This window comes from Paenibacillus konkukensis (assembly GCF_023523925.1).
Taxonomy (GTDB): domain Bacteria; phylum Bacillota; class Bacilli; order Paenibacillales; family NBRC-103111; genus Paenibacillus_S; species Paenibacillus_S doosanensis.
Window position 1 is genome coordinate 4,996,639 of sequence record NZ_CP027059.1, and the last position, 23,013, is coordinate 5,019,651.

18 protein-coding genes are annotated in these 23,013 nt (G+C 55.4%); 6 read left to right on the forward strand and 12 right to left on the reverse strand.

Annotated features, from left to right (window positions below; all coding sequences use genetic code 11):
• Positions 1–31: 31 nt before the first annotated feature.
• Positions 32–1,522 carry an IS5 family transposase gene (locus SK3146_RS21915; protein WP_122953404.1) on the forward strand — a complete coding sequence of 497 codons (1,491 nt, stop codon included), beginning with the start codon at positions 32–34 and terminating at the stop codon, positions 1,520–1,522.
• Positions 1,477–2,172 carry an alpha/beta fold hydrolase gene (locus tag SK3146_RS21920; protein WP_249860772.1) on the forward strand — a complete coding sequence of 232 codons (696 nt, stop codon included), beginning with the start codon at positions 1,477–1,479 and terminating at the stop codon, positions 2,170–2,172. Before SK3146_RS21915 ends, SK3146_RS21920 begins: the two co-directional genes overlap by 46 nt.
• On the opposite strand, the gene SK3146_RS21925 is transcribed toward SK3146_RS21920, so the two are convergent.
• Both SK3146_RS21925 and hprK read right to left on the reverse strand, forming a co-directional pair.
• Positions 2,169–2,315, reverse strand: coding sequence for a hypothetical protein (locus SK3146_RS21925; protein WP_249860773.1), 147 nt, complete (start codon positions 2,313–2,315; stop codon positions 2,169–2,171). The two genes, SK3146_RS21920 and SK3146_RS21925, sit on opposite strands and share 4 nt — an antisense overlap.
• A 20-nt stretch (positions 2,316–2,335) precedes the next feature.
• Positions 2,336–3,247 (reverse strand): HPr(Ser) kinase/phosphatase, encoded by a 912-nt coding sequence (hprK, locus tag SK3146_RS21930; protein ID WP_249866402.1) that lies wholly within the window; start codon positions 3,245–3,247, stop codon positions 2,336–2,338.
• 279 nt (positions 3,248–3,526) lie between these two features.
• On the opposite strand from hprK, the gene SK3146_RS21935 reads away from it, so the two are divergent.
• A complete protein-coding gene (locus SK3146_RS21935) occupies positions 3,527–3,976 on the forward strand; it encodes a GreA/GreB family elongation factor (RefSeq protein ID WP_249860774.1) in 450 nt (149 codons plus the stop codon).
• 268 nt (positions 3,977–4,244) lie between these two features.
• Here the strand turns inward: SK3146_RS21935 and SK3146_RS21940 are convergent, their stop codons facing one another.
• Genes SK3146_RS21940 through SK3146_RS21955 form a run of 4 tightly spaced genes read right to left on the reverse strand, consistent with a single transcriptional unit; the run spans position 4,245 to position 8,326 of the window.
• Entirely contained in the window at positions 4,245–5,351 is a 1,107-nt protein-coding gene (locus tag SK3146_RS21940) for a GerAB/ArcD/ProY family transporter (RefSeq protein WP_249860775.1), read from the reverse strand.
• Positions 5,352–5,366: 15 nt separating this feature from the next.
• Positions 5,367–5,600 (reverse strand): hypothetical protein, encoded by a 234-nt coding sequence (locus SK3146_RS21945; RefSeq protein ID WP_249860776.1) that lies wholly within the window; start codon positions 5,598–5,600, stop codon positions 5,367–5,369.
• A 6-nt stretch (positions 5,601–5,606) separates the two neighbouring features.
• Positions 5,607–6,809 carry a Ger(x)C family spore germination protein gene (locus SK3146_RS21950; protein ID WP_249860777.1) on the reverse strand — a complete coding sequence of 401 codons (1,203 nt, stop codon included), beginning with the start codon at positions 6,807–6,809 and terminating at the stop codon, positions 5,607–5,609.
• A gap of 14 nt (positions 6,810–6,823) precedes the next feature.
• Positions 6,824–8,326, reverse strand: coding sequence for a spore germination protein (locus tag SK3146_RS21955; protein WP_249860778.1), 1,503 nt, complete (start codon positions 8,324–8,326; stop codon positions 6,824–6,826).
• Between the two features lie 379 nt (positions 8,327–8,705).
• Between SK3146_RS21955 and SK3146_RS21960 the strand changes: the two genes are divergently transcribed.
• Both SK3146_RS21960 and SK3146_RS21965 read left to right on the forward strand, forming a co-directional pair.
• Positions 8,706–10,007 carry an IS1380 family transposase gene (locus tag SK3146_RS21960; protein ID WP_024982794.1) on the forward strand — a complete coding sequence of 434 codons (1,302 nt, stop codon included), beginning with the start codon at positions 8,706–8,708 and terminating at the stop codon, positions 10,005–10,007.
• A 187-nt stretch (positions 10,008–10,194) separates the two neighbouring features.
• The gene (locus SK3146_RS21965) at positions 10,195–11,955 is read left to right on the forward strand and encodes a methyl-accepting chemotaxis protein (protein WP_249860779.1); all 1,761 of its coding nucleotides are present in this window, start codon (positions 10,195–10,197) and stop codon (positions 11,953–11,955) included.
• A gap of 218 nt (positions 11,956–12,173) precedes the next feature.
• Here SK3146_RS21965 and SK3146_RS21970 read toward each other — a convergent pair whose 3' ends face one another.
• The 3 genes from SK3146_RS21970 to SK3146_RS21980 form a co-directional block, all read right to left on the reverse strand.
• Positions 12,174–13,556 carry an ABC transporter substrate-binding protein gene (locus tag SK3146_RS21970; RefSeq protein ID WP_249860780.1) on the reverse strand — a complete coding sequence of 461 codons (1,383 nt, stop codon included), beginning with the start codon at positions 13,554–13,556 and terminating at the stop codon, positions 12,174–12,176.
• Positions 13,557–13,719: 163 nt separating this feature from the next.
• Entirely contained in the window at positions 13,720–14,541 is an 822-nt protein-coding gene (locus SK3146_RS21975) for a carbohydrate ABC transporter permease (RefSeq protein WP_249860781.1), read from the reverse strand.
• Entirely contained in the window at positions 14,538–15,494 is a 957-nt protein-coding gene (locus SK3146_RS21980) for a carbohydrate ABC transporter permease (RefSeq protein WP_375295501.1), read from the reverse strand. Before SK3146_RS21980 ends, SK3146_RS21975 begins: the two co-directional genes overlap by 4 nt.
• 258 nt (positions 15,495–15,752) lie before the next feature.
• On the opposite strand from SK3146_RS21980, the gene SK3146_RS21985 reads away from it, so the two are divergent.
• On the forward strand, positions 15,753–18,935 hold the full coding sequence (locus SK3146_RS21985; protein WP_249860783.1) for a hypothetical protein: 3,183 nt from the start codon (positions 15,753–15,755) through the stop codon (positions 18,933–18,935).
• Between the two features lie 150 nt (positions 18,936–19,085).
• Here the strand turns inward: SK3146_RS21985 and SK3146_RS21990 are convergent, their stop codons facing one another.
• From SK3146_RS21990 to SK3146_RS22000, 3 genes are all read right to left on the reverse strand, one after another.
• Positions 19,086–19,478, reverse strand: coding sequence for a hypothetical protein (locus SK3146_RS21990; RefSeq protein WP_249860784.1), 393 nt, complete (start codon positions 19,476–19,478; stop codon positions 19,086–19,088).
• Between the two features lie 239 nt (positions 19,479–19,717).
• Positions 19,718–20,344: a bis(5'-nucleosyl)-tetraphosphatase (symmetrical) YqeK gene (yqeK, locus tag SK3146_RS21995; protein WP_249860785.1), complete on the reverse strand. Its 627-nt coding sequence runs from the start codon at positions 20,342–20,344 to the stop codon at positions 19,718–19,720.
• Between the two features lie 213 nt (positions 20,345–20,557).
• Entirely contained in the window at positions 20,558–22,996 is a 2,439-nt protein-coding gene (locus SK3146_RS22000; protein ID WP_249860786.1) for a heavy metal translocating P-type ATPase, read from the reverse strand.
• Positions 22,997–23,013: the final 17 nt, after the last annotated feature.

The following is a 23,013-nucleotide window of genomic DNA, read 5'->3' on the forward strand; positions in this document are numbered from 1 at the left end:
GTGAAAAACCTTGCACTTGGAGGCGTCCGAATTGTATCAGCGAACCGAAAGCCAGATGATCCTGCCAGGCGACTTCTTCCTGCCATTCGGCGGAAAACTCGCCGAAGATAACCGTTGGGTGCTACTCGCCCAGATGATTCCGTGGTGGAAGCTCGAAGAGAAGTACGCCAAGAACTTCAAGAAGAGCCTCAAGGGTCAAAAGGCCGTATCGATCCGCGTCGCACTTGGCGCTCTCATTATCCAGGAACGGCTGGGCACCGACGACCGCGAGACGCTTCGGCAGATTCTGGAGAACCCGTATCTGCAGTACTTCCTCGGCTTGCCGGAATACCAGTACCGCCGTCCGTTTCATCATTCGCTCATGACCCACTTTCGCAAGCGGCTGGGCGGCGAGATTCTGGAGGAAGTGAATGAATGGATCGCGCTGGAAGAAGCACGCAAGGCAAACGAATTGGACGCCTCGGACCACGACGATGATGAACCCGGCAGCGGAGCTGCCGCAGTATCCGACGAGTCGACAGAACCCCAGCTTCGGCAGATGGAACTGACGAACGAGGGCGAACTGCTGCTGGACGCCACCTGCGCACCGGCGGATATCGCCTACCCGACGGATCTGTCGCTGCTGAATCAGGCCAGAGAAAAGCTGGAGAAGATCATCGACGTCCTGCATGAGCCGCAGCGCGGAAAGACTCGCAAGCCAAGAACCTACCGGGAGCGTGCCCGCAAAGCCTATCTGGCGGTAGCCAAGCAGCGGCGCGTGAAGCCGCGCACCATGCGCAAGGCCATCGGCAAACAGTTGCGGTTCGTCTCCCGCGATCTGCGTATCATCGCCGAACTTGCTGAGACGACGAGCAACCTGACGCGGCTGCCTGGCCGCATGTACAAGGAACTGCTGGTCATTCAGGAGCTCTATCGCCAGCAACAAGCGATGTACGAAAAGCGAACGCATAGCGTACCCGATCGGATCGTCAGTATCGCGCAGCCGCACGTAAGGCCGATCGTGCGCGGCAAAGCCCGCGCGAACGTCGAGTTCGGTGCGAAGCTGGCGATCAGTTTGGTGAACGGCTACGCATTCCGAGAGCATCTGTCCTGGGACAGCTACAACGAAGGCCAGACGCTGCAGGCCGCAGTGGAACGCTACCGCGCCAGGTTCGGCTATTATCCGAAAGCGGTGCTGGCCGACCAGATTTACCGCACGCGCGAGAACCTTCGCTTCTGCAAGGAGAAGGGAATCCGGCTGAGCGGCCCGCTACTGGGGCGTCCGTCCGCCGATCAGCAGGAGCAGAAGAGACTTGCCAAGGCGGATGCAGCCGCGCGCAACGCGGTGGAAGGCAAGTTCGGTGAAGGCAAGCGTAGCTACGGGCTTGGCCGTATTCGAGCGCGTCTTCAGACGACGAGCGAGACCGTGATCGGGCTGCAACTGCTAGTCATGAACCTCGAAAAGAGACTCCGGGTTCTCTTTTTGCCTTTTTTGCAATGGCTCTGGTCGACCCTCTCATTCCGCTTACCCGTGATGCCGTAAATTGCGACCCGTTCAGCAAGCCCTACGTATGCGGCTACTCGACCGGCGGCTCCGCCGCATTGGAAGCGATGCTCGCGTACCCGGAGCGGTTCGCCGGAGCCATTCTGATCAGCGCGATGCCGGAGATCAACGACTGGTATAACAAGTTCCGCCTTTGGACGGCTTGCCAGATGTGCAAGATGTCGGCGAAGCGTCTGCTCTCCGCGGCCATCGCCATGGGCAACGCCGATTGCCGCAGCACGTTCCGCCGTCTGTACGAGGGAGCGATGCGCGGCGATATACGCAGCATGAGACAATATTTTGATTGCAGCTACGCCTCTAACGTTACGGGCAGACTGACCTCCATCCGCGTCCCGGTTCTGCTCGTCTACGGAGAGAAAGATATCAGCTTTCACCATTATGCCCGAATGATACAGACCAGAGTGCCCGATTGCGCGTTCCACCTGATTGCGGGGGCAAAGCACGAGATTCCGACGAGGAATGCCCGGGAGCTGAACGAGCTGATCCGGCTGTGGCTTGCAGAGCCCGCGCTTCAGCCTCTTGAAGAGGAGCGGGTGCGGGATGGGAGGGACGAGAACCCTCTCGAAGTCCCCGACGTGATGATGCCGGGGCTGCCGGAGGAAGGGCGGGAGCTCCCGGACGCTCGCTAGCCGTCGCCTCTGCGATAGTGCCGTCCGCGAGGCGAGTGCAGAACGCCGCCTCGGCATGATCGCAGCGCCGCGCGCCGCTCCGGGAACACATGGAAGCCCCCGTCTACCAATATGCGATAGGCGGGGGCTTTAGTTTTTGCCATCTTGCTCTCGCGGCAGCGCGTCAATGATCGCTCTCAAGCCGCTTCATAAAGTCCTCTACGGCGCTGTAGCCTTGCTGCTTCAAGTACCAGTTGTTCGCCGCCGCCTCGACGAGTCCGGCGACGTCCCGTCCCGGCTGCAGCTGAATTTCGAGGTGAGGAATGCGGACATCCATGTAATCGGTGAATGTCGGCTCCAGCTCCAGCTCGTTATTGAGCGCATTGTTTTCCCATTGCGTCAATTCGATATCGAGCACGATGCGCGTTTCTTCCTGGAACGCTTTGCGGCCGTACAGGCGGGACACGTTGATCAGCCCGATGCTGCGGAGGGCGAGAAATTCCTTGCTCTTGCCGTTATGGGTGCCGATGAGCGTCTCCGGGCTAGTTTTCCTGAGCACGACGATATCGTCGGCGACGAGCCGATGCCCGCGGCGGATCAGCGTATGCGCAGTTTCGCTCTTGCCGACGCCGGATTTGCCGCGCAGCAAAATGCCGATGCCGGAGACGTTGACGCAGACGCCGTGAATCGCGATTTCCGGAGCGAGCGATTTGGTAAGGAATATGTCCATCAGCTCCAGAAATTTATTCGTCGGATGCGGCGTGCGAAGCAGCGGGATGCCCTCTTCCTCGCAGTATTTCATTAAATATTTTAAGCCGTCCAAATTGCGGGTGACGACAAAGCAGGGCGGATGATATTTGACGATATTGCCGATTCGCAAATTGCGCTCTTCTTCGCTGAGCGTGTGCAAGTAATTGATTTCTTTGCTGCCGAGCACCTGTACGCGCGCTTGCGAGAAAAATTCGAAGTAACCGACAAACTCAAGTCCGGGCCGATGCGTTTTCGATTTCGTAATTTGGCGGTGCAGCTCCTTCTCACCGGCGAGCACATCCAGCGAAAAGCGGTTCACCAAATCTTGCACGGTAACGGATTTTATCATTGGTGCCTTTTCCCCCTCAGCCTTTTTATTTTGCATAGTTCACTTCGACACGGCTCTTGCGTTTTCCTGCGATGCGGGAAGCCGCCTTGCGATCCATCGTTTTCGGCGCGCTTTATTCGGGTGACTTGGGAATATTGGATCATTCTGTTAATATAGTTAAAGGGACTTCTGCCATTTCGGAGAGGTCCTATTTGCTAAAGGAGGAATTCTGGATGAAAGCGTTTAACGGTTATTTTACGGAAGGCGAAGTCATACGCAGCGGAGGTGATCCATACTATGAACCATAGTCTGTTGTCATCGGCCCGGGCGCAGCTGATCAACCAGCTCGTATACTTCGATGAAGAACGGTTTCAATTTCTCGATCAATATTTTGCCGACGAGAAGGAGAAGAAGCGAGGCGAGCAGTTTGTCGAAGACTATACCCGGACACTTGAGCATATTATCGCTCATTTCGAAGAGGAAACTTTGCATTCCGTAGCACTTATAGGCAGTCGTATTGCCACCTTGGAGGATACCGACGAGGAGTCGTTTACGATCGTGTTTCCGCATCAGGCCGATCCGGACAGGAACCAGATCTCTTTTCTGGCGCCTTACGCGTTCCAGCTGCTTCTTGCGGCCAGAGACGAGAACCGTGCGGTATCGACGCCGATAGGCAGCTCGTCCGTTCAAGTTCGCAATGTCGAATATGTCAATATGGGAGAGCCTTTTCATAAACGGGGCCTTTAAAGTGTCCGTTGAAAAAACAGACGGAGTAAGCGAGAGCAATCTGTAGAAGCGGAGCGTTCGCCTTTGTTCCTGAATTTCAACCCAATCAAGGGCGGATCATTCAAGAAATTCGGGAACAACAGCGATCGGAAGATGCTTTCGCATACGCAGTCGGTGTTTTTCACCACCCTTTTAAAGGCCGCAACAAACACAGCCGCCGACTGCGTACCGCAGCGGGGGCTGTGTTGTCATATTAAGACCTTTATGCTGCGCTCAGGCAAGTATCGCCTTATTTTTGGGACAGAGGATGGTCGGCGCTTTTGCGCCGCAACCAAGAGACCGCGAGCAGCAGAAGCGGAAGAAACAAGGTGAAGATGAGATTGAAGGGAGACCAGTTTTTGGCCAGAAATTCCTGGATGAACAGCGTATTCGGATAGCACATGAGCGACAGAACGATCAGGCCGAAGGCCAGCGGGACGGTCAGCGGACGATAATCTTTGAACCCGAGAAGCTGGCCGAAGCCCAAGACGGAGGCGTGCAGAGTGATTGAGATTTTCAGAAAAATCGACAATACCCAAATGAAAATCATCATCCCCTCCACCCGCTGCAGAAACTGCCCGATATTGATGTTTTTGGCCAGCGTGTACGCCGGAAACAACTGATTGGCCGTCAAGGAAGGCCCGAGCACGGCGATGCTCCCGACGGTCGTGACGATGAGAAAGCAGCCGCCGATAAGCACCCCGAAGAAGAACGCCCTTCCCCGCCCGCGTTCATGAACGACATAAGGATAGATCATCAGCAGGACGACCATTTCCTGTAGTCCGTAAAATTTGAACGCGCCTTTCATTACCGGTTTGACGCCGTACTCCAGCATCGGGGTAAAGCCGCTCAGCTCGAACTTCGGGATGACCGGGATAATCAGAATCAGAAATAAAATGATCATCCACGGGAAAAAAATTTCGGCTGCCCGCGTGAATACGCCGAGCCCGGCGCGAACGGCACCGATGAGGGCCAGTGCGAATAAAATTTGGACAATTTCGATCGGCGTTTCCGGAATCGTCTGCGTCGTCAGAAAATAGCCCATATCCCCGACCATCAGGGCGGCCAGCAAGTAAAAAAAACCTACGAATCCTAAGGCGACCGCTCCTCCTGCCCAGGTTCCCAGCGTCTTACGGCAATATTCCACCAAGGTCAGGGACCCCAGTTTTCGGCCGAGATATCCGTACAGCAGCACGACGAAAGCGTTGAACAGTACCCCCGCAATACAGGCGAGCCAGGCGTCCTGCTTGGCATCGGCGGCAAGCCCGGCCGGCGCGATAAGAATGGAGGTTCCAACCATGAAAAAAATAACCAGTACGGTGAAGGCGCGGATGCTGATAGCTCCCGATCGGCTCACTTGTCTTCCCACCTTTCATTCAAAGCATGCATATACCGCCTTGGCGAACGGACCGATGACGGCGGCAATCCAGTCCAGCGGATTCGGAAGGAGGAGATGGAGCGCTTTGGCCATGCCGACCGCGCAGATAAGCAGCGTCAGCACGAGCGTGACCCACATATCTTTCCGTCTCCGGTCTTTCCACAAATGGGGCAGCTCGATGAAGCCCATCCAGAGCAACGTGCCGACTATACCGACCAGCAGCCACATAAGCGGTCAATCCTCCGTTTCATGCTGCACCGATTGCAGAATGGTGCCGATTCTCCTGACGATAGTTTCGGGGTACACGTGAATTTCGGCATCGGCGAACCGGTCGTCCCAATTTTTGATCCGATGCCATTCTTTCGGATAAGCGCTGTGAAATTTATCGCCAAAGCCGTAAATATCGGCGCGGAATTGCCGCTGCGCCTTCCGAATCGATTGCTCCAGAAGGTCCTTTACTTTCTTGTCGAGCAGCTTCTTCACCTCTACGAGAAAAGACGGGGCCAGCAAATCCGTTCTGCACTCTACATCGGAAATATCGTATTCGAGTCGGATATGCACATCGAAGCTCGGATTGCCGCCTTGCAGCTTCGGGTGAATCGAAGCATGCGAATTCACGATCTGCATGGTAAGCTTCCCGTCTCCTCCGGGACAAGCGGTGTAGGCGGTCGTTTGTTTCGTCGCATTTTGAAGATAGTTCCATACTTTCGTATCGCCCTCGTCCATCCAGCCGACCATTTTGTCGGCTTTGAAGGCGGCCATGCCGGTGTACTGCATAATGACGGGGGGATCGATTCGCTGGACGCTGCCGATTTTATCCCCCTCCTTCAGATTGCCGACAAGCTCGATGCCGGTGATGGCCGGATCTTTGCCTTGTTTGGACAGATCCTTGATCAGCCGGTCCAGCGTAATTTTGCCGGTGGCGGCCCATACCCGGTCCGAAGCTTCCAGCTTGGTGTACAGATTGTTGGCGGGTATAGGGTCCATGGAGCTGTACATCCGCAGCAGCTCGGAGGCGCTTGTATTTTTGGCGACAACGAGATAAAAGTCGGTCCGCATATCCCGGTTGCGCGAAATGAAATCGAGCGGCTTGCTGATTCCGGCTCGGGCCAGCTTCTCGCCGATGACGAGCATCCGCAGGTGAGCGAAGTACAGCCGCCGCGGGGCCTTGACCGTCATGCGGGCCAGCGCTTCGGGAACCGTGCTGCCCGCTTCTTCATAAGTGATGACCGGGCTGAAATTGATGCCGCTGCCTTTCTTAACGACGACCTGCCCCGGATTGACGATCTGTGCGATCACTTTATACCCCGAATCCGTTTTATCGAGTCCAAGGCCGACGATAATGCTCAGCTCGTTCAGCTCCTTGCGGCTCCAGCAGCCGGACAACGGCAGCGTCATCAGCAGCAGGATGAGGCCTACGGACAAGAAGCGTTTCATGCTTATCCCCTCTTTTACGGCCGTTTTTGACGGATCAAATTTCTCGGATGCAAAATTTTGGGACGCGTAAACATTCGCGGAAAGGTCACTCGCATCAGGGAGTCCTTCTGATCCGACCGGCGAAACGGAGCGAGCGGACCCATATAGGAGATGCCGAAGGACGAAAGGCTGCACAGATGCAGCACGACCATAATGAGCCCTACAAAAATGCCGAACAATCCGAAGGATGCGGCCAGCAGCATCAGCGCGAATCGCACGATTCTCGCGGCGATGCCCAGATTGAAGGCGGGAAGCACGAAATTGGATATCGCGGTGATCGAGACGACGATGACCATCGCCGCGCTGACCAGACCGGCCTCGACCGCAGCCTGGCCGATAACCAGCGTGCCGACGATGGAGATGGACTGCCCGACGGTACGCGGCATTCGCACGCTCGCTTCGCGCAATATTTCGAACGTAAGCTCCATGAGGAGCGCCTCGACGAAAGCGGGAAACGGCACGCCTTCGCGCTGGCTGGCGAGATTATACAGCAGAGTGGTGGGCAGCATTTCTTGATGAAATGTCGATATGGCGATGTAGAAGGACGGCTTCAGCATCGCCAGCACGAATGCCACAAATCGGAGCAGCCGGATCAAAGTGGCGAAGTCGGACCGCTGGTAGTAATCTTCGCTCGATTGGAAAAATTGGATGAACACGGCGGGAACGAGCAGCGCGAACGGCGTGCCGTCCACCAGAATGGCGACGCGTCCCTCCATCAGCCCGGCAGCGACGACATCCGGCCTCTCCGTGTTGAAGACGGTCGGGAAAGGGCTGAAATGCTTATCCTGAATATATTCTTCGATGTAATTGCTTTCCAGAATTCCGTCGATATCGATCTCCGACATCCGGCGGCGCACTTCGGAGAGCACATCTTCGTTCACCAGATGATCCAAGTAGATGATCGCCGTTTCCGTTTTGGTCACCTCTCCGATCTTCATGCTCTCGATCCACAGATGATGGCTCGCGATTTTGCGGCGGATCATGGCCGTGTTCCAGGTCAGCACCTCCGTGAAGCCTTCCCGCGGACCGCGGACAACGGACTGCACATTCGGCTCCTCGACGGAACGCGCCTTCAGATCCTTCGTTCCGACGGAAAGTCCGTAGCTGCAATGATCGACAAGCAGAATGCTGTTGCCGGACAGCAGGGAGTCCAGCAGCTCCTGCATCGTCGTAACATCGGCTACCGAGCCTTCGGAAATGACGCTGACTTTGTAATATTCGAGCAATTGCTCGGAAGAACGGATAGCCTTATCCGGCGCCGTGTTATCGGTCAACAGCGACTGCAGCATTTGATGCAGGTTGGATAAGCCGTCTACATGCAGAATAGCTCCGTTAAGGGGAGTGCCTCCCAGATCGATTCGGATATGGCGAATTTTAATATCGGAGCTGTTGCCGAGCGCCTGCAAGACGAATTGTACGTTATCTTCAAGCAGCGTGCCGAGCTTTAGCGGTTCATGATCCTGATTGGAAGGGCTCATCGTACGTCACCTAATTTTGCGAAAATAGACTTTGTCGATTTATAGTTTGCATCTAATGGGATTTTTAAACAAAAAAGGAACAAAGATACGTTTCAGGGTCGTTTCAGGAGCAATTTTCAGAAAAAAATTGTAAAAATTCGACAAAGGTCTAAAGTATTTCGAACTATTTGTCGAAATAGTAAGAGGGCCAAAATACCCAATGAAAGGAAATGGCGCTTTCATAAAAATAGAAACTAGCGAACATCGGAGGCTGTGGAGAATGAATGTAAACCTGAATTTCGAAAGTACTGCGCATTAAAAACATAAAAAGGGCTCCAAATCTTTGGTAGAATGGTGTTTGTCCAGGACAACATCACCCAAAGAGAGGAGCACCTTTTAGGTGAAGTCTACCACACCGGTCAGCAAAATCAAGAGCGAATTTTCGCTGCAGAACGCCACGAGTTTCGGCGGCGTCAAAATCTTTTTGGCCTATCTCGAAAAAATCAAGCTCGCCGAGGCCATGCAGCGCCTTTCCGGCGGCAAAGCGCACAACGCCATTTTTCCTGTTCATCGCATCCTGCTCTATCTAATGGTTGGCTGGATGCTGGGCTGCGGGCGTATTTTTCATTTCCGCAAGTTACAGCACGATGTGTTGCTTTGTCGTTTTCTGGGAGGCCGTCTGCCGCATCACAGTTTGCTGTACAAGGAGCTCGCGCGTCTGGGCAGATCCTGCCCGCAGCTCCCGACGGAACTGCGCAAGCTGAATATGGAAATCATTCATCTCTGCTTGCCGTCCAAGCCAATCCTTGATCTGGACTCCTCGGTGGAGACGGTATACGGGGAGCAGGCCGGCGCGGCCAAAGGCACCAATCCGCATAAGCCCGGACGAAACAGCTACCATCCGTTGCTGGCTTTTGAAGGGCAAACCCACTTGAATCTGAATGCGAGGCTTCGCCCCGGCAACACGCATTCTTCAACCGACGCAATCGACTTTTTGCAGCAAACCTTCGCACTGCTCGGCGAGCGCCAAGTGGCGTACGCCCGGTTCGACAAAGGCTTTGGCGGCGAGGATTTCTACCAACTGTGGGAAGGCCGCAAGATCGGTTACGTCGGCAAAATGAAATGGACCAAACGCCTCGCAAGCGACGTGGCGGCTTGTCGCTACTGGACGCGCTATGTCGACGAGGACTGGATCATCGAGGGCATCACTTTGATTTACAAAGCTACGTCCTGGAAAAAGCCCCGTCGCGTAGCGGTCATTCGTAAGACGCAAGTCTGCGAAGACGGTCAAGGCCGCATCGTATTCGACGAGGACTGGCAGTATGAAGCGATTGTAACCAACCTGGAGTGGGAACCAATTGACCTATGGCGCTTTTACAACCAGCGTTGCTGCATGGAAAATTACATCAAAGAGGCGAAAGACGGTTTTTCCATGGACCGGATCGCGACCAGTGATTTTGAAGCGAATGAAGTCGATCTGCTGATCAAGTTGCTGGCCTACAATTTGTTCGAACGCTTTAAGCGCGATTGTTGCGAACCGATGCATCAGGGTTATACGATTGCAAGATTCCGACTGGAGTTCTTTCATTGCGCGGCGACGCTTGTTCGGCATAGTCGCGCGGTCGTGCTCAAGCTGATCAAGGATTTCGACGGTCGTCATGCATGGAAACGAATCGAAGCCAAAGTGGTTCAATTGGAGTGACGGCTTCCAACATTTCACATGGAAAACAACAATGCCCCTTTTCTGGGGAGGGGGGAGTTATCCCCATGTGGATATTGGTTTCAAAATTTCGCTGGTCCCACTCCCACTTATTCACAGTTGTTGATCCGCTCCTGGATGATCGCCACCGCATTCTTATGCGCTTTCGAAATTCAGGGTAAAGAAAAGTTTGAAGTTGAATTGGAGGCTGAACGTGCGGCTTACGCTGTACAAGAAGCTGTTCGCCAGCTTTATCGTTATTTTGCTGCTGTTATCCGCTATCGGAGGCACTTCTATGACGAAGATGACGACGATGGGACAAAAATCGCAGCAAATGACGGAAAAAGGGCTCCCGAGCGTCATCGCATTGGGCAATTTGAACCATGACCTGAAGGAGCTTGACGACCTGATGCTGCGGATTCAGCTGAATATGCAGGATAAAGCCGCGAACGATATGGCTTCCATGGGCATAACGGATGAAGTGCTGTCGCAGCCGGATAAAGCCAAAGGGCTCTTCGACCAAATCAATGAACAGACCAAAAAGGTGGATGATCTGGCTGTCACCGAAAAGGACGCCAACCTGGCTAAAATGTTTCTTAACGACTGGAATCAGTACGCCAAGCTGTTCCCCGATATCTTGAGAGCGGCCCAGCAGCACGGTTCCGAAGGCTTGACGCTGATCCAGGAAGCCGACAAGCATCTGATGGCGTGCAGCATGGTCATCGAAGTGTTCACCAATAATTTGCAGAATCATGCGGACGAATGGGCGACAGAGCTTGAAGAAGCGAACCAGTCCGGCATGACGTGGGTAATCTCGCTCAGCATTATCGCCGTCGTGCTGGGACTTGCGGTGTCCTTCCTCATCGCAAGGCATGTGTCTAAACCGCTGAAATCGATGAGCGAAGCGGCCAAACGGATTTCGGACGGGGATCTGACCGTAACGAACTTGTCGATGTCCCGGCAGGACGAGATTGGCGAATTGAGCAGAGCCTTCGAACAGATGACCGGCCACATGAGACAAATGATTCTTAAAATTAACGAGCATTCCCAATTGGTGACCGTATCCGCCGCACAACTGAAAACTAGCTCCGAGGAGATGCAGCAAGCTTCAGCGCAGATCGCCACGACCGTGAAGGATGTCGTTAACGGCGCCGATCAGCAGACGGTCACGATGGAAGAGACGTCCCGGTCGATGGAGGAAGTGGGAGACGGCATCAGCCGTATGGCGGAGAGCGCTTCGTCGATCGCCGAGTCCGTGGAATGGACGAAGCAGCAGGCGGAGAGCGGGGAAACCTTCGTACAGAATACGGTCGAGCAGATGAGCTCGATTCATAATTCGGTTCATCAGACGGATCAGGTGGTTCGCCTTCTGGAGGCGAAATCGAATCAAATCGGCAGCATTTTGCAGGCGATTCAAGAAGTGGCGCATCAGACGAACTTACTGGCGCTGAACGCCGCGATTGAAGCGGCGCGCGCCGGCGAGCAGGGCAGAGGCTTCGCCGTCGTTGCGGCGGAAGTGCGCAAGCTGGCGGAGCAATCCGGCCAATCGTCCGATGAGATCGGCAAGCTGCTGAGCGAAATTCAGTCCGGCATTCGCGAATCGGGCGAAGCGATGGGCAAGGTGAAGGAGGAAGTGCAGTCAGGTATCGAACTGGTTAAGGAGACGGAGCAGAACTTCGGTCAAATTCTGCAGTCGACTTCCCATATCGCTTCTCAGATCCAGGAGATGGCGGCAACGTCCGAGGAGATTTCTGCCGGAGCCGAGCAAATAACGGCGGCTGTGCAGCAGGTGGCGTATATTGCCAAAGAGAACGCGTCTTACTCGCAGAACGTATCGTCATCGGCTGAGGGCCAACTGGAGACGACAGGAGAAGTCCAAGCATCGGCGCAATCGCTCTCGGAAATGGCAGACGAGCTGCAGCAGCTGCTGTCCCAATTCAAAACGGCTTAACAGGTCCGCTGCGGATGAAGCGGAGCCTCCTCGGGAACGCAGCTTAAGCCAAATAGCCCCGGAAAGCGGGGCTTAGGCTTTGAAGCTGTGTAAGCTACTTCGCGGGGAACCCCGAAAATGCACCAATGCTATGGCGCCCCAAAAAGCCCGCCCCTTGCTGCTCCTTCGGCAGCGGGGCGGGCATCTTTGCTTCCTTGCAGCAGCGCGGGATTCGGCGCTTACGGAGCCACCGTTTTGTTATAAGCGGCAAGCTTGGACGTAATCTCCTTGGCTGCGGCGTCCAGCGCTTCCTTCGGCTGTTTCTTGCCGTTCAGCACTTCTTCAATCGCCGTTTCGGTCAACTGGCGCGCTTCGGGGAAGACGCCCATGACCGCGCCTTGGGTCGCCGTATTCGCCTTCGTGGCGTGGAGCTGTTCGACGGCCGTTTTCAATTGCGGATACTTGGTGAGGTTTTCCTTAACGGTCGGCTCGTCGTACGCTTTTTTGGTTATAGGGAAGTAGCCGGTGTTGACATGCCAGTACGCCTGCTGTTTAGGCTCGGCCAGAAACTTGATGAACTGCCAGGCGCCTTGCTGCTCGGCTTCGCTGCGGTTGTTCAAAACGTACAGGCTGGCTCCGCCGACGATCACTCCGCCGTCCTTGGCGTCGGCCGGTTTAGGCAGGAAGGCGGTGCCGACCTCGAACTTGCCTTGCGCGCCGTCGACGATTCCGCGCAGCGAGCCTGTGGAGTCGAGCGTCATGCCGATTTGTCCGGCGAGGAACGCTTTTTTCGTATCGTCGGTTTTACGTCCGAGGTTCAGCGCGACTTTATCGTCGACCAGCTGCTTCCACCAGGTCAGCGTCTTCACGCCGGCTTCGCCGTTCACGAGAGATTCGGTAGCGATGCCTTTGCGCCCGTTGCTGTTGTTGAGCAGATCTGCGCCTTGATTGGCGAAAAATTGCTCCATCAGCCAGCCGTAAATGGCGAAGGAAGCGCCGGTTTTGCCGTCTTTGGTCAACGCTTTGGCGGCTTGGGCTACATCGTCGAAGGTAACCGGCGGCTTCTCCGGATCGAGTCCGGCCGCTTTGAACATGTCTTTGTTATAGTACAAAATCGGGTTGGACGTATTGAACGGCATGGCATTCAGCTTGCCGTCGATTTTGTAGTAGTTCAATATATTTTCTTCCAGCTGGGACAAGTCGTATTTATCTTGATCGATAAATTTCTGTATCGGCGTGATCGCTTTGGAATCGATCATGAAACGGCTGCCGACCTCATAGACCTGAATCAGCGTAGGGCCGCTTTTGGAGTCCATGGACGCTTTCATTTTGTTTAAGCTTTCGTCGTAGGTGCCTTGGAATACGGCCTCGACGGTCACATTGCTTTGCGAGGCGTTGAAGTCGGCTACCAGCTTGTCCACCGCTTTGCCGAGCTCGCCGCTCATCGAGTGCCACCAGACGACTTTGACCGGCTCTTGGGCTTTGCTTCCCGCTGCCGGCTGCGCAGCATCCTTGCCGCTTCCTTCGGCGGCCGGCTGACCGGCGTTCGTGCCGCATGCGGATAAGGTCATTACGGCGGCCATACAAAGCGGAATCAGGCTTTTTTTAGTGAAGCTTTTCATTGGTTCTTCTCTCCCTTTTTTTTGAAGTGCGGTGATATATAGGTGTCCTGCGGTCGTCTTCCCTTGGATGACAAGGACGGCCGCCGACGTCTCTACAGACGGTTTTCGCTTGGCGGCTTGCGCTTTTTCACCAAGCTTCGGGTTATGTTATTCATTCATGGCGCTATCCTTTCAATGCTCCTGCGGTCAAGCCGCGTACAAGCTGTTTGATGCCGAGAACCAGCAGCAGCAAGGACGGCAGCATAACGATGGTGACGCCCGCCAGCACGAGATTCCACGATGTCATCTCCTCGAACTGCAGCATGCTGATGCCGATCTGCACGGTGCGCATCTTCTCGTCGTTCGTAATCAGCAGAGGCCACAAATACATGTTCCAGTGGGTGAGAAAGGAGTACACTCCGAGCGTCGCGAGGGCAGGGCGGGACAGCGGCAGCACGATGCGAAGAAAGCTGCGCAGATGGCCGCAGCCGTCGATACGGGCCGCTTCGAACAGCTCGGAGGGCAGCTGCATGAAGAACTGCCGCAGCAGGAACGTCCCGAAGGCGCTGGCAAGAAACGGAACGATGAGACCTTCGTAGGTGTCGAGCCAGCCCCAGCTTTTCACAGTCAAATAGTTCGGGATCATCGTTACTTCCCAAGGAATCATCATGGTCGACAGAAACACGGCGAACAGAACGCTTTTGCCGGCGAATTTCAAATATGCGAAAGCATAGGCGGCCAAACTCGCGGTGACGATCTGACCGAGCATAATGGCGGCGGAGACGAGCAGGCTATTCGTGATGAACTTGAAAATCGGGACGGTCTGCGTCACTTTGATCAAGTTATCCCAATAAAGGCTGCCCGGCACGAACTTCGGCGGGTAGGCCGACGATTCGGCAGGCGTCATGAAAGCGGAGGAGACGGTAAAGAAAACCGGGTACAGTACCAGCGCCGCAGCGATGATGAGCAGGATGTAGACGATCCCGTTAAGCTGCTTCGATGTCATTGATAATGCACCTTCTTTTCGAAAAATTTGAACTGGACGAACGTTAGAATCAAAATGATGGCGAACAGGACCAACGCCTGTGCGCTCCCGATGCCGAACCGAAAGTTGACGAAGGCATCCTGATAGATGTTATAGACGACGACATCGGTCGAATTCATAGGTCCGCCCCGAGTCAAAATATGCATTTGTCCGAACGTTTGGAAAGCGCCGATGATCGATACGATCGTGACGAAAAAGATCGTCGGCGAAATGAGCGGCAGCGTGAGCCGGACGAAGGTTCGCAGCGGTCCCGCCCCGTCGATTTTGGCGCTGTCGTAAATATCCTCGGGGACGCCCTGCAGCCCGCTCAGCAGTACGATGTAGTTGAAGCCGAGATTCATCCACACGGTCATCGCGGAGACTGAGAGCAGCGCCAGAGCCGGGTCGGTCAGCCAACCCTTCGGAGCTTGGCCGATCAGGCTAAGCAGATAGTTCAGGATACCCACGCTTGGGTGGTACAGCATCATCCAGATGACGGAGCCGGTGCCGACCGAAATGGCGATGGGCAGCGAGAACGCGAATTGGAAGACGCGCATTCCGCGCAGCTTATTGTGAGACAGCGCCGCGAGCAGCAGGGCGACGATAATCCCCGTCGGCACGGTCAGCAGGGTGAAGGACAAAGTCACCTGCAGGCTTTGATAAAATTTTTCCGACAGCAGCAGTTCACGAAAATTATCCAGCCCCGCGAAGGCGGCGATCCGTCCTCTCGGGTCCGTCAAATGCAAGCTTAAATATACGGATTGGATCAGCGGGTAAAATAGAAATACGCCGAACAGCAGTAGAGAAGGAGCTAAGAATAAATAGGCGAGCAGATGGTCCTTCTCCTTCCGGCGCGCGCGGCGCAGGCTGCGGACGCTCGCGATACGGCCGCGTTTGGGCCATACGGCGGACGGCGCTTCGAGATCTTTGGGCATGAGGCTCATACATCATTCACTCCTAACCTTGATCGCACTCGAACCGTTGCGGCGAGCCGGACGGCGGCGCTCATGTTCAATTGCCTCACTCAGTATAACGGGCGGATGTAAAGTACAGGTTAAGCGGATTTAAAGGTTTTGTTGAGGAAAAAAAGAGGCTTCAAAATGAAAGAATCGAATCTACTGTTTTTTAATAGTTCGTATGATAAAATAAACGATAATTACATTAAATTGGAACTTAATTGAGGTGGAAATTTCATGGCATCCAAGCGTTCGGTCCAGATGGCGGTTGCGGCGGCGTTATCCGCTCTTGCCGTGCCTTCCGTTGTTTTGGCTTCTCCGCCGCCGTCTACTGCGGCTGCGGTTCTTTATCCTATTCAAGATACGGTGATAGCCAAAAACTCGGAGAAAATCATAGATTTAAGCGGTATGGAAGCTTTCAAGGTCAATAGTTCCGCCGGCAGCGTCGTGGAAGCGACGTATTCGCCGGCTGTACCCAATTACATTCATTTGAACGGCAAGGAAGCGGGAGCTTCCACGATTACGATCACAAGCGGTGATCAAGTCGTTAACCGATTTAAGGTTCACGTACTGGATGCGGGAAGCGATAATCGTATCGATATCGCGGACGTAGCGGGGTACATGGCGAATTATTCCGGGAATGTGACGGGAGCGGGGGATGTAACGACGCTGCTGCAAGGAATCGAGCCTTTCAATGCGGCCCGTTATCCGGTTGAACCGCCGGTTGCTGTAGGCAGCCCGGGAGCATTCATCTTGCAAAGCGGGCAAAATGCGCCGCAGACGGCAGCGATGTCGGCCTATTTCAGCAATCCGTCCGGCGTGCCGTTGAGCTACAGTCTGCATAACGTCCCCGAGTATTTGAAGGCTTCCATCGACTCCGCTACGGGACTGTTAACCGTCAGGGCGGAGCAGCCCCTTAGCGATACGATGACGGCGAGCTTCCAGGTTACGGCAGCGAATCCTTACGGGCAAAGCGCATCGGCGGACGTGATCGTGAAGGTCCTGGCGTCGGAGCAGCCTCCGATTCCGCAGCCGCCGCTAGTAATAGGCGCGCCGGGTCCGCTGACGCTGGTGAACGGACAAGCGGGCGATCCGCAGACGGTGACGATGTCAACGTATTTCAGCGATCCTACGCCGTTAACCTACAGCTTGACGGGAATTCCCCAGTATATGGATGTGGCGATCGATCCTGTAAGCGGCGTATTGACGCTGTACGGAGCGAATTTCCCGGACAATGCGGACCGTACGGAGTATATATGGGTACAGGCGACGAACGCGAACGGTCTCGGGGCAGCGATCCGGCTGGAGCTTCGCGTGCAGGCGTCGGAGCAGCCTCCGATTCCGCAGCCGCCGCAAGTGACAGGTACCCCGGGCCCGTTGACAGTGGTGAACAGACAAGAAGGAGCGGCGCAGACGGTAACGATGTCAACGTACTTCAGCGACCCCACGCCGTTAACCTACAGCTTGACGGGAATTCCCCAGTATATGGATGTGGCGATCGATCCTGTAAGCGGCGTATTGACGCTGTACGGAGCGAACTACCCGGATAATGCGGAGCGAACGGAATATTTGTGGATACTGGCGATGAACGCAAACGGCTATAGCTCAGCGATCCGGCTGGAGCTTCGCGTGCAAGCGGTAAATCCGCCGGTTGTAATCGGTACGCCTGACGCCGTCGCTTGGCAGATGGGCGTTACCGAGCGGCAGACCGTCTCTGTTGCCGGCTATTTCAAGCAGGATGGGGAGTCATTGACTTATGCGATTTCCGGGATGCCCGGCTTCATCGATGCAAGCATCGACGGGCGCAGCGGAGAGCTTACGATTACAAAGGTTAGCCCGGAAGAGCGGCAGCCCGCGGCACCGGCGATTCGGGTGATGGCGCTGGATCGATTCGAGCAAACCGCCGAGGTGAGTATCCCTATCGGGATCGACTATCCCGTTCCTATCGTCCGGGAGGTTCCGCTTGATCCTGTGACGCTGAAAGACGGGGAGGAGCAGCCGCAGACCGTTGAAATGGCAGCCTACTTTAAGACAATGACGATCGAACGGTTGAGCTACAGCGTCGTCGATGCGCCTTCTTACGTGCATGCCGTCATTGGCGAGGAGGACGGTAGGTTGACGGTAACGCCGGAAGGCTCTCTGCATGACTATGTGGGAACGGCTGCCTATGTACAGATTAGAGCGGCCAACCAGTACGGCAATTTCGTCCTGCTTTCGATACCTCTGCAAGTAATCGAGGACCCGGATTCTTATCCCGCGCCGGAAGTGTATGATCCTCCGACGCCCGTCGAATGGGTGAGAGATATTACCCAAGTCCAGACATTATATGTGTCGGACTACTTCTATGACGAATCCGAGCTATCCTATAGCATAGCGGCTATGCCTGATTACATTGAGGCATCCATTAACGACAAGTCGGGAAAATTGGTGATATCCGGGATCGGGGAAGGGGCGGATGAGCCTGCCGTAATCCAGATCCGGGCGGTGAACAGCTACGGCAAAAGCGCGACACTGAATATCAGCGTCCGGACGATCGATTCGATGACCATCGAATGGCCGCAATCCGAGGAGCCGCCGATCCGTTTGGAGCTGGCCGTGTTTTTTGGCGATATAGAGGCCGATTCGTATGAATATGCGGGGCAGTTGGAAGGAGCCGCCGTCAGTCCTGTCATTGAAGAGCCGAATACGGCGCAGGCTCAGCTTGTGCTGAATGAATCGGCGCGTGACGTTTCATTGAAAATCAGAGGCACCAACACGGCAAATGGCATCAGCAAAGAATTCGTCATCAAGTTCGTTACCGGTTATGACGCCCCTGTGCCCGACAAGCAGCCGGAAACGATTGAAGTGACTAACGGCATGGCGGAAGAGCCTTATACTATCTATTTGACAAACAGCTATTTTAACGGACAGTCCTTGTCCTATGAGCTGCTGCCGGACCCGAATATCGCAGGCGATGTGAACGCGAATATCGTGAACGGAAATCAATTGCAAATTATGGGGGCATATTTCCCCGACAATGTGCGGACGTCGACGGTTCTGCACGTTAAAGCTACGAACGAGCACGGCAAAAGCACGGTATTGTCTTTCCCGGTTGAAGTCAACCCGGCGCCTGCTCTGGAAGTGATCCGAACGCCGGATGAAGTCCGGTTTCAGGATGGGATCAATCAATCTTATCCTTATCTGGTATGGGATTATCTAAGCGACCGCAGAGCTTCAATCACAATAGAAAACGGGCAGGAACTAAGAGAGAAGTACGGGATCAGGGCAAGCTTTGACGGGCCGTTATTTATCGAGAATGAATTTCCGATCTCGAATACGGAGGAAGTTACGCTGGTCATTCGGATTCGGGCGACGGATTGGTTAGGGCAGAGTGTCCTTCTTGAAATTCCGGTCATCATCGTCCCTAATACGTCCGCTTAAGCATGCAGATCGTTGTGCGAAACCATGCAACGCACAGCTGACGGCGAGGTGTTCGGGCAGGAGCAAGCGGGCGATGCAACCATCGCCCGTAAGGCCAACGAAAGTTGGCCTATTTTTGCTGTAATGGAAAGCGCATAGCTTTAATAGACTTTAGCTTTCCTGCTCATCTGGAATGAAAACAAGCCCGCAGGAAGGGCACTCTCTGGCGCTGCATGCGATCCGGAATCCACAGGCGGGGCAGCTGTCATCTTCTTCGTCTGCGGCAGACAGGCTGCCGGATTCTTCGCCGCGGCTGGCAACCGGCAGAAAATAGTCGGCTACCGGGCGTCCGTCAATCTCCACCACTTGGAGTTGGTCGGTGAGTATCCAATGTATCGTTCCATATTTGTCGCTGACGGCGGCGGTCGGAATTTCAGCCGATTCTTCGCGGGGGAACATGCTTCCTCCCAGCACGCCGGGCATCATGGATTTGTAAGCGCCGTACCCAGTGCCAATTAACACGTACGATTTCCTTGACTCCTTATGCTGTACGATAATGGCCATAATAGACTATCTCCTTTTATAATCTTTGATCGCAAGCGGCGTTTGAATCGCTTACCTTATATTCAGTTGAAACGGGACTTTTTTTGCCTCCAGCCGGGATTGATAAAGAATTTGAATGTCGCGAAGAACGGCGGGAAAGTCGGGAAACGGGAAACGTTCCGTCCATTCTCTGTTCCTGCCTTAATCTCCATTCTTCGTCATATTCTTGCTTCGGGCATGAGGACAAAAGCTCCTTCGCGTCAGTCCGCATCCGCTAAATTAGCCTTTAGCTGACGGTAGGCGTCGGAGAGCCAGGGATGGATGACTTTCAAGCGTTCCTTTTGCCGCCACAAATAATCGATGTAGACGAAGGCGCCGCTCTCCAGCGAAACATCGAGCCGCTTGAGCAGCGCATCGAGGTAAGGAGGCGTTCCGGGCTGATCCCATTCGATTTTGTCCGCTACGAAAACAATCAAATCCAGTGGCGACGGATCGGCTTGCAGAGTCGTATGGCAGCCGATAGCGTTTAAAATCGACGGGTCGCGAATTTGGAACAGATCGCGGGCGATAATGCGGGAGAGCTTCTGGTGAATGATCATGGGGAAGGCGGATTCTTCGGGAAGAATGTCGATATGCAGCTCCCGGGCGAACCGGATGCGGTCGCTGTTCGGGATGATGGCGCTGATGTCGTGCAATAATCCGGCGGTGCGGGCGTGTTCCGTATCGCCGTTAAACCGGGCGGCCAATCTTGCGGCTTCGTCGCCGACCCGCAGGCTATGTTCCGCCGTTCTGGGGCAATTGTATAACGTAAGCAGATCGATGATGTCTCTCTCCAGTTGTCCGGTAAAAACCATGGATTGTTTGATCGCCAAAAGAGATGGGTGCATAAGGATCCGCTCCTTACTGAAGTGGATTTTCCCCATCGTACCATATTATGGATGGAGTGAACATAGCCGTGGCCGGCATCCCGGCGGAAAAAACACAAAATCGCAAATGCAATGAAACGGGAAGAAGGGGCGCTGTAAAACGGCTGAGCGGAAGCGCCCCTATAGTATTTGTGCCGATCGGGAGCCGCCAACGGCGGCGGCCCTGCCGCAGCTTCATTTCATTTCTTTTCGTTCGATTAGCATGGTTAAGCTAAGCAAACTAATAATAATCGTAGCGCCCATATCCGACAGGATGGCAAACCAGAGCGTCAGCATCCCGGGAATGGTCAGCAGCAGCGCCGCCAGCTTAAGTCCCATCGCTATCGTAATGTTAATGCGGATGATACGGTTGGTGCGGCGGGCGATCGAGATCGCCTCCGGCAGCTTGCCGAGATGATCCTGCATCAGGACGATATCGGCGGTCTCGATGGCGCTGTCGGTGCCTTTGCCCATCGCGATGCCGAGCTCGGCTGTAGCCAGCGCCGGGGCGTCGTTAATGCCGTCGCCGACCATGGCCACGCGACCGCCGCGGCCCAGCTCGCGGATCTTCGCAACCTTGTCTTCGGGCAGAAGCCCGCCGAAGAAGGAAGTGACGCCGACGGCGCGGGCAACCTTCTCCGCCGTTTGCAGGTGATCGCCCGTCAGCATCACCGTGCGGCGGATGCCGCGGCGGTGCAGCGCTGCGACGACGCTTGCGCTTTCCGGGCGGATCTCGTCGGCGATGCCGAACAGCCCGAGCACCGAGCGGCTGTCGGCGACGATCACAAGCGTCAGGCCGCTCGCTTTGAAGCGCTCGATGTCGCGCTTCACCTCATCCGGCATAGCGACGTGACTGATGTTGGCTTCGTTGCCCAGCCAATACCGCTCGCCGCCCAGCGTAGCTTGAATGCCCAGGCCGGAAGCGGCGGTAACCTCTTCCGGGGCCGACGCTTGCACGCCGCGCTTGCCGGTCTCGCGCACAATCGCCTTGGCCAGCGGATGCGACGACGCTTGCTCGATAGCTGCCGCCACCCGGTAAAACCGCTCTTTGTCGCGGTCATAGACGACGGCCTGCTCGACATGCGGCTCGCCGCGGGTAAGCGTCCCCGTCTTATCGAAGGCGAGCGTATCGATACGGCCGAGCTGCTCCAGGAACACGCCGCCTTTGACCAGAATGCCGTGCCGCGCATTGCGCGTAATACCGGCGACAATCGCGATTGGCGATGCCAAAATCAAGGCGCAAGGGCAGCCTACGATGAGAACGGCGAGCCCTTGGTAGAGCCACTGCCTCCAGTCCCCGTTCAAAAAGAGTGGAGGGAAGAGAGCGACGAGCAGGGCGATGATCATAATCGCCGGCGTATAATACTTGGCAAACCGGTTAATAAACAGCTCGGTAGGCGTCTTCGTTTCCTGAGCTTCCTGCACCAAGTGCAATATTTGCGCCAAGGACGAATCTTCATAAGCTTTGTCGATGTGAATGCGCAGCGCCCCGTCGTGGTTGATGCTGCCTCCGAATACGCGGTCTCCCGCCGATTTGTCCAGCGGCAGCGATTCACCTGTAATCGCCGCTTCATTGACGGAGCTGATGCCTTCGAGCACGTAACCGTCCGACGGAATTTTCTCGCCGGCTCTTACCAGCACCGTATCTCCCGCTTGCAGCGATTCGATCGGCACGAGCCGTTCTATGCCGTTCTCGACGAGCATCGCCTGCTTCGGAGCGACCTGCAGCAGCGTCTCCATCGAGCGGCGCGCCTTTTCCATGCCGATGCCTTCGAGAAATTCGTTGATTCCGAATAAAATCGCGACCATCGTCGCTTCCTTCCACTCGCCGATGCTGACGGCGCCGATCAGCGCGATCGTCATCAGCGTGTCCATATTGAAACGCAGCCGCGCCAGCCGCTTCAAGCCTTTGATGAACGTGCCGTATCCGCTAAGCGCGATGGCTGCGACGTACAGCAGGATGCTGACGAAGCCGGGAATGCGTCCTTCGAGCAGCAAGGCCGCCCCGTACAGCGCCGCGGAAACGACGAGCTGCCTTACAATCGACGCCCCTCCATGAGCGTGGGAATGGTCATGCACGTGGTCGTCGTCGCCATGCTCGTGCTCGTGATCGTGCATGTGTTCATGCGCCGCGCCATGCTCGTGATCATGCTTGCGAGCCTGATGCGATGCGGCGGTCTGTCCGGCCGAATGGCTGTGCGGCACAGCATGATCATGAGCGGCATCGTCGGATAATCGCTCCCCGTCCGCATGGGCATGCGCTCCATGATGTTCGCCGCGGGAATGGTCGTGGTCCGCGCCGCAGCCTATGCAGCCGGTCTCCAGCGCCGCGCTTACCTGCTCCTTGCTCTGCCCTAGAGCGGCCTCGGCCGTTCCGCTTGCCCCACGCCCGCGCTGCATGGTTACCCCTTTGGCCCCGGCGCGAATCGACCGCGGCGCTACCGAATCGATGGAGGCGCCGTCCGACCGCAATATTTTTTGAACCTCGGGCAAGGCTACCTTCGGGTCGATCTTCAATTTTCCGCTGTTATAGTTAAGCGTCGCGCTTCCTCCGTGCTCCAGCCGCTGAATCTGCTCTTCCATCTCCCGGGTGCAGTTCGCGCAGCTCAAACCCTTTACTCTATATTCCAGCATCGTATTCCCCTCATTTC

Bases quoted from the DNA above. Each gene is read 5' to 3' on its own strand.
- SK3146_RS21985 (WP_249860783.1), top strand. From the start codon at position 15,753: ATGGCATCCAAGCGTTCGGTCCAGATGGCGGTTGCGGCGGCGTTATCC.
- yqeK (WP_249860785.1), bottom strand. From the start codon at position 20,344: ATGCACCCATCTCTTTTGGCGATCAAACAATCCATGGTTTTTACCGGA.
- SK3146_RS22000 (WP_249860786.1), bottom strand. From the start codon at position 22,996: ATGCTGGAATATAGAGTAAAGGGTTTGAGCTGCGCGAACTGCACCCGG.
- SK3146_RS21945 (WP_249860776.1), bottom strand. From the start codon at position 5,600: ATGTGGCTGCTGGTCGGTATAGTCGGCACGTTGCTCTGGATGGGCTTC.
- SK3146_RS21920 (WP_249860772.1), top strand. From the start codon at position 1,477: ATGGCTCTGGTCGACCCTCTCATTCCGCTTACCCGTGATGCCGTAAAT.
- SK3146_RS21990 (WP_249860784.1), bottom strand. From the start codon at position 19,478: ATGGCCATTATCGTACAGCATAAGGAGTCAAGGAAATCGTACGTGTTA.
- SK3146_RS21980 (WP_375295501.1), bottom strand. From the start codon at position 15,494: ATGCCCAAAGATCTCGAAGCGCCGTCCGCCGTATGGCCCAAACGCGGC.
- SK3146_RS21955 (WP_249860778.1), bottom strand. From the start codon at position 8,326: ATGAGCCCTTCCAATCAGGATCATGAACCGCTAAAGCTCGGCACGCTG.
- SK3146_RS21970 (WP_249860780.1), bottom strand. From the start codon at position 13,556: ATGAAAAGCTTCACTAAAAAAAGCCTGATTCCGCTTTGTATGGCCGCC.
- SK3146_RS21950 (WP_249860777.1), bottom strand. From the start codon at position 6,809: ATGAAACGCTTCTTGTCCGTAGGCCTCATCCTGCTGCTGATGACGCTG.
- SK3146_RS21935 (WP_249860774.1), top strand. From the start codon at position 3,527: ATGAACCATAGTCTGTTGTCATCGGCCCGGGCGCAGCTGATCAACCAG.
- SK3146_RS21975 (WP_249860781.1), bottom strand. From the start codon at position 14,541: ATGACATCGAAGCAGCTTAACGGGATCGTCTACATCCTGCTCATCATC.
- SK3146_RS21925 (WP_249860773.1), bottom strand. From the start codon at position 2,315: ATGGCAAAAACTAAAGCCCCCGCCTATCGCATATTGGTAGACGGGGGC.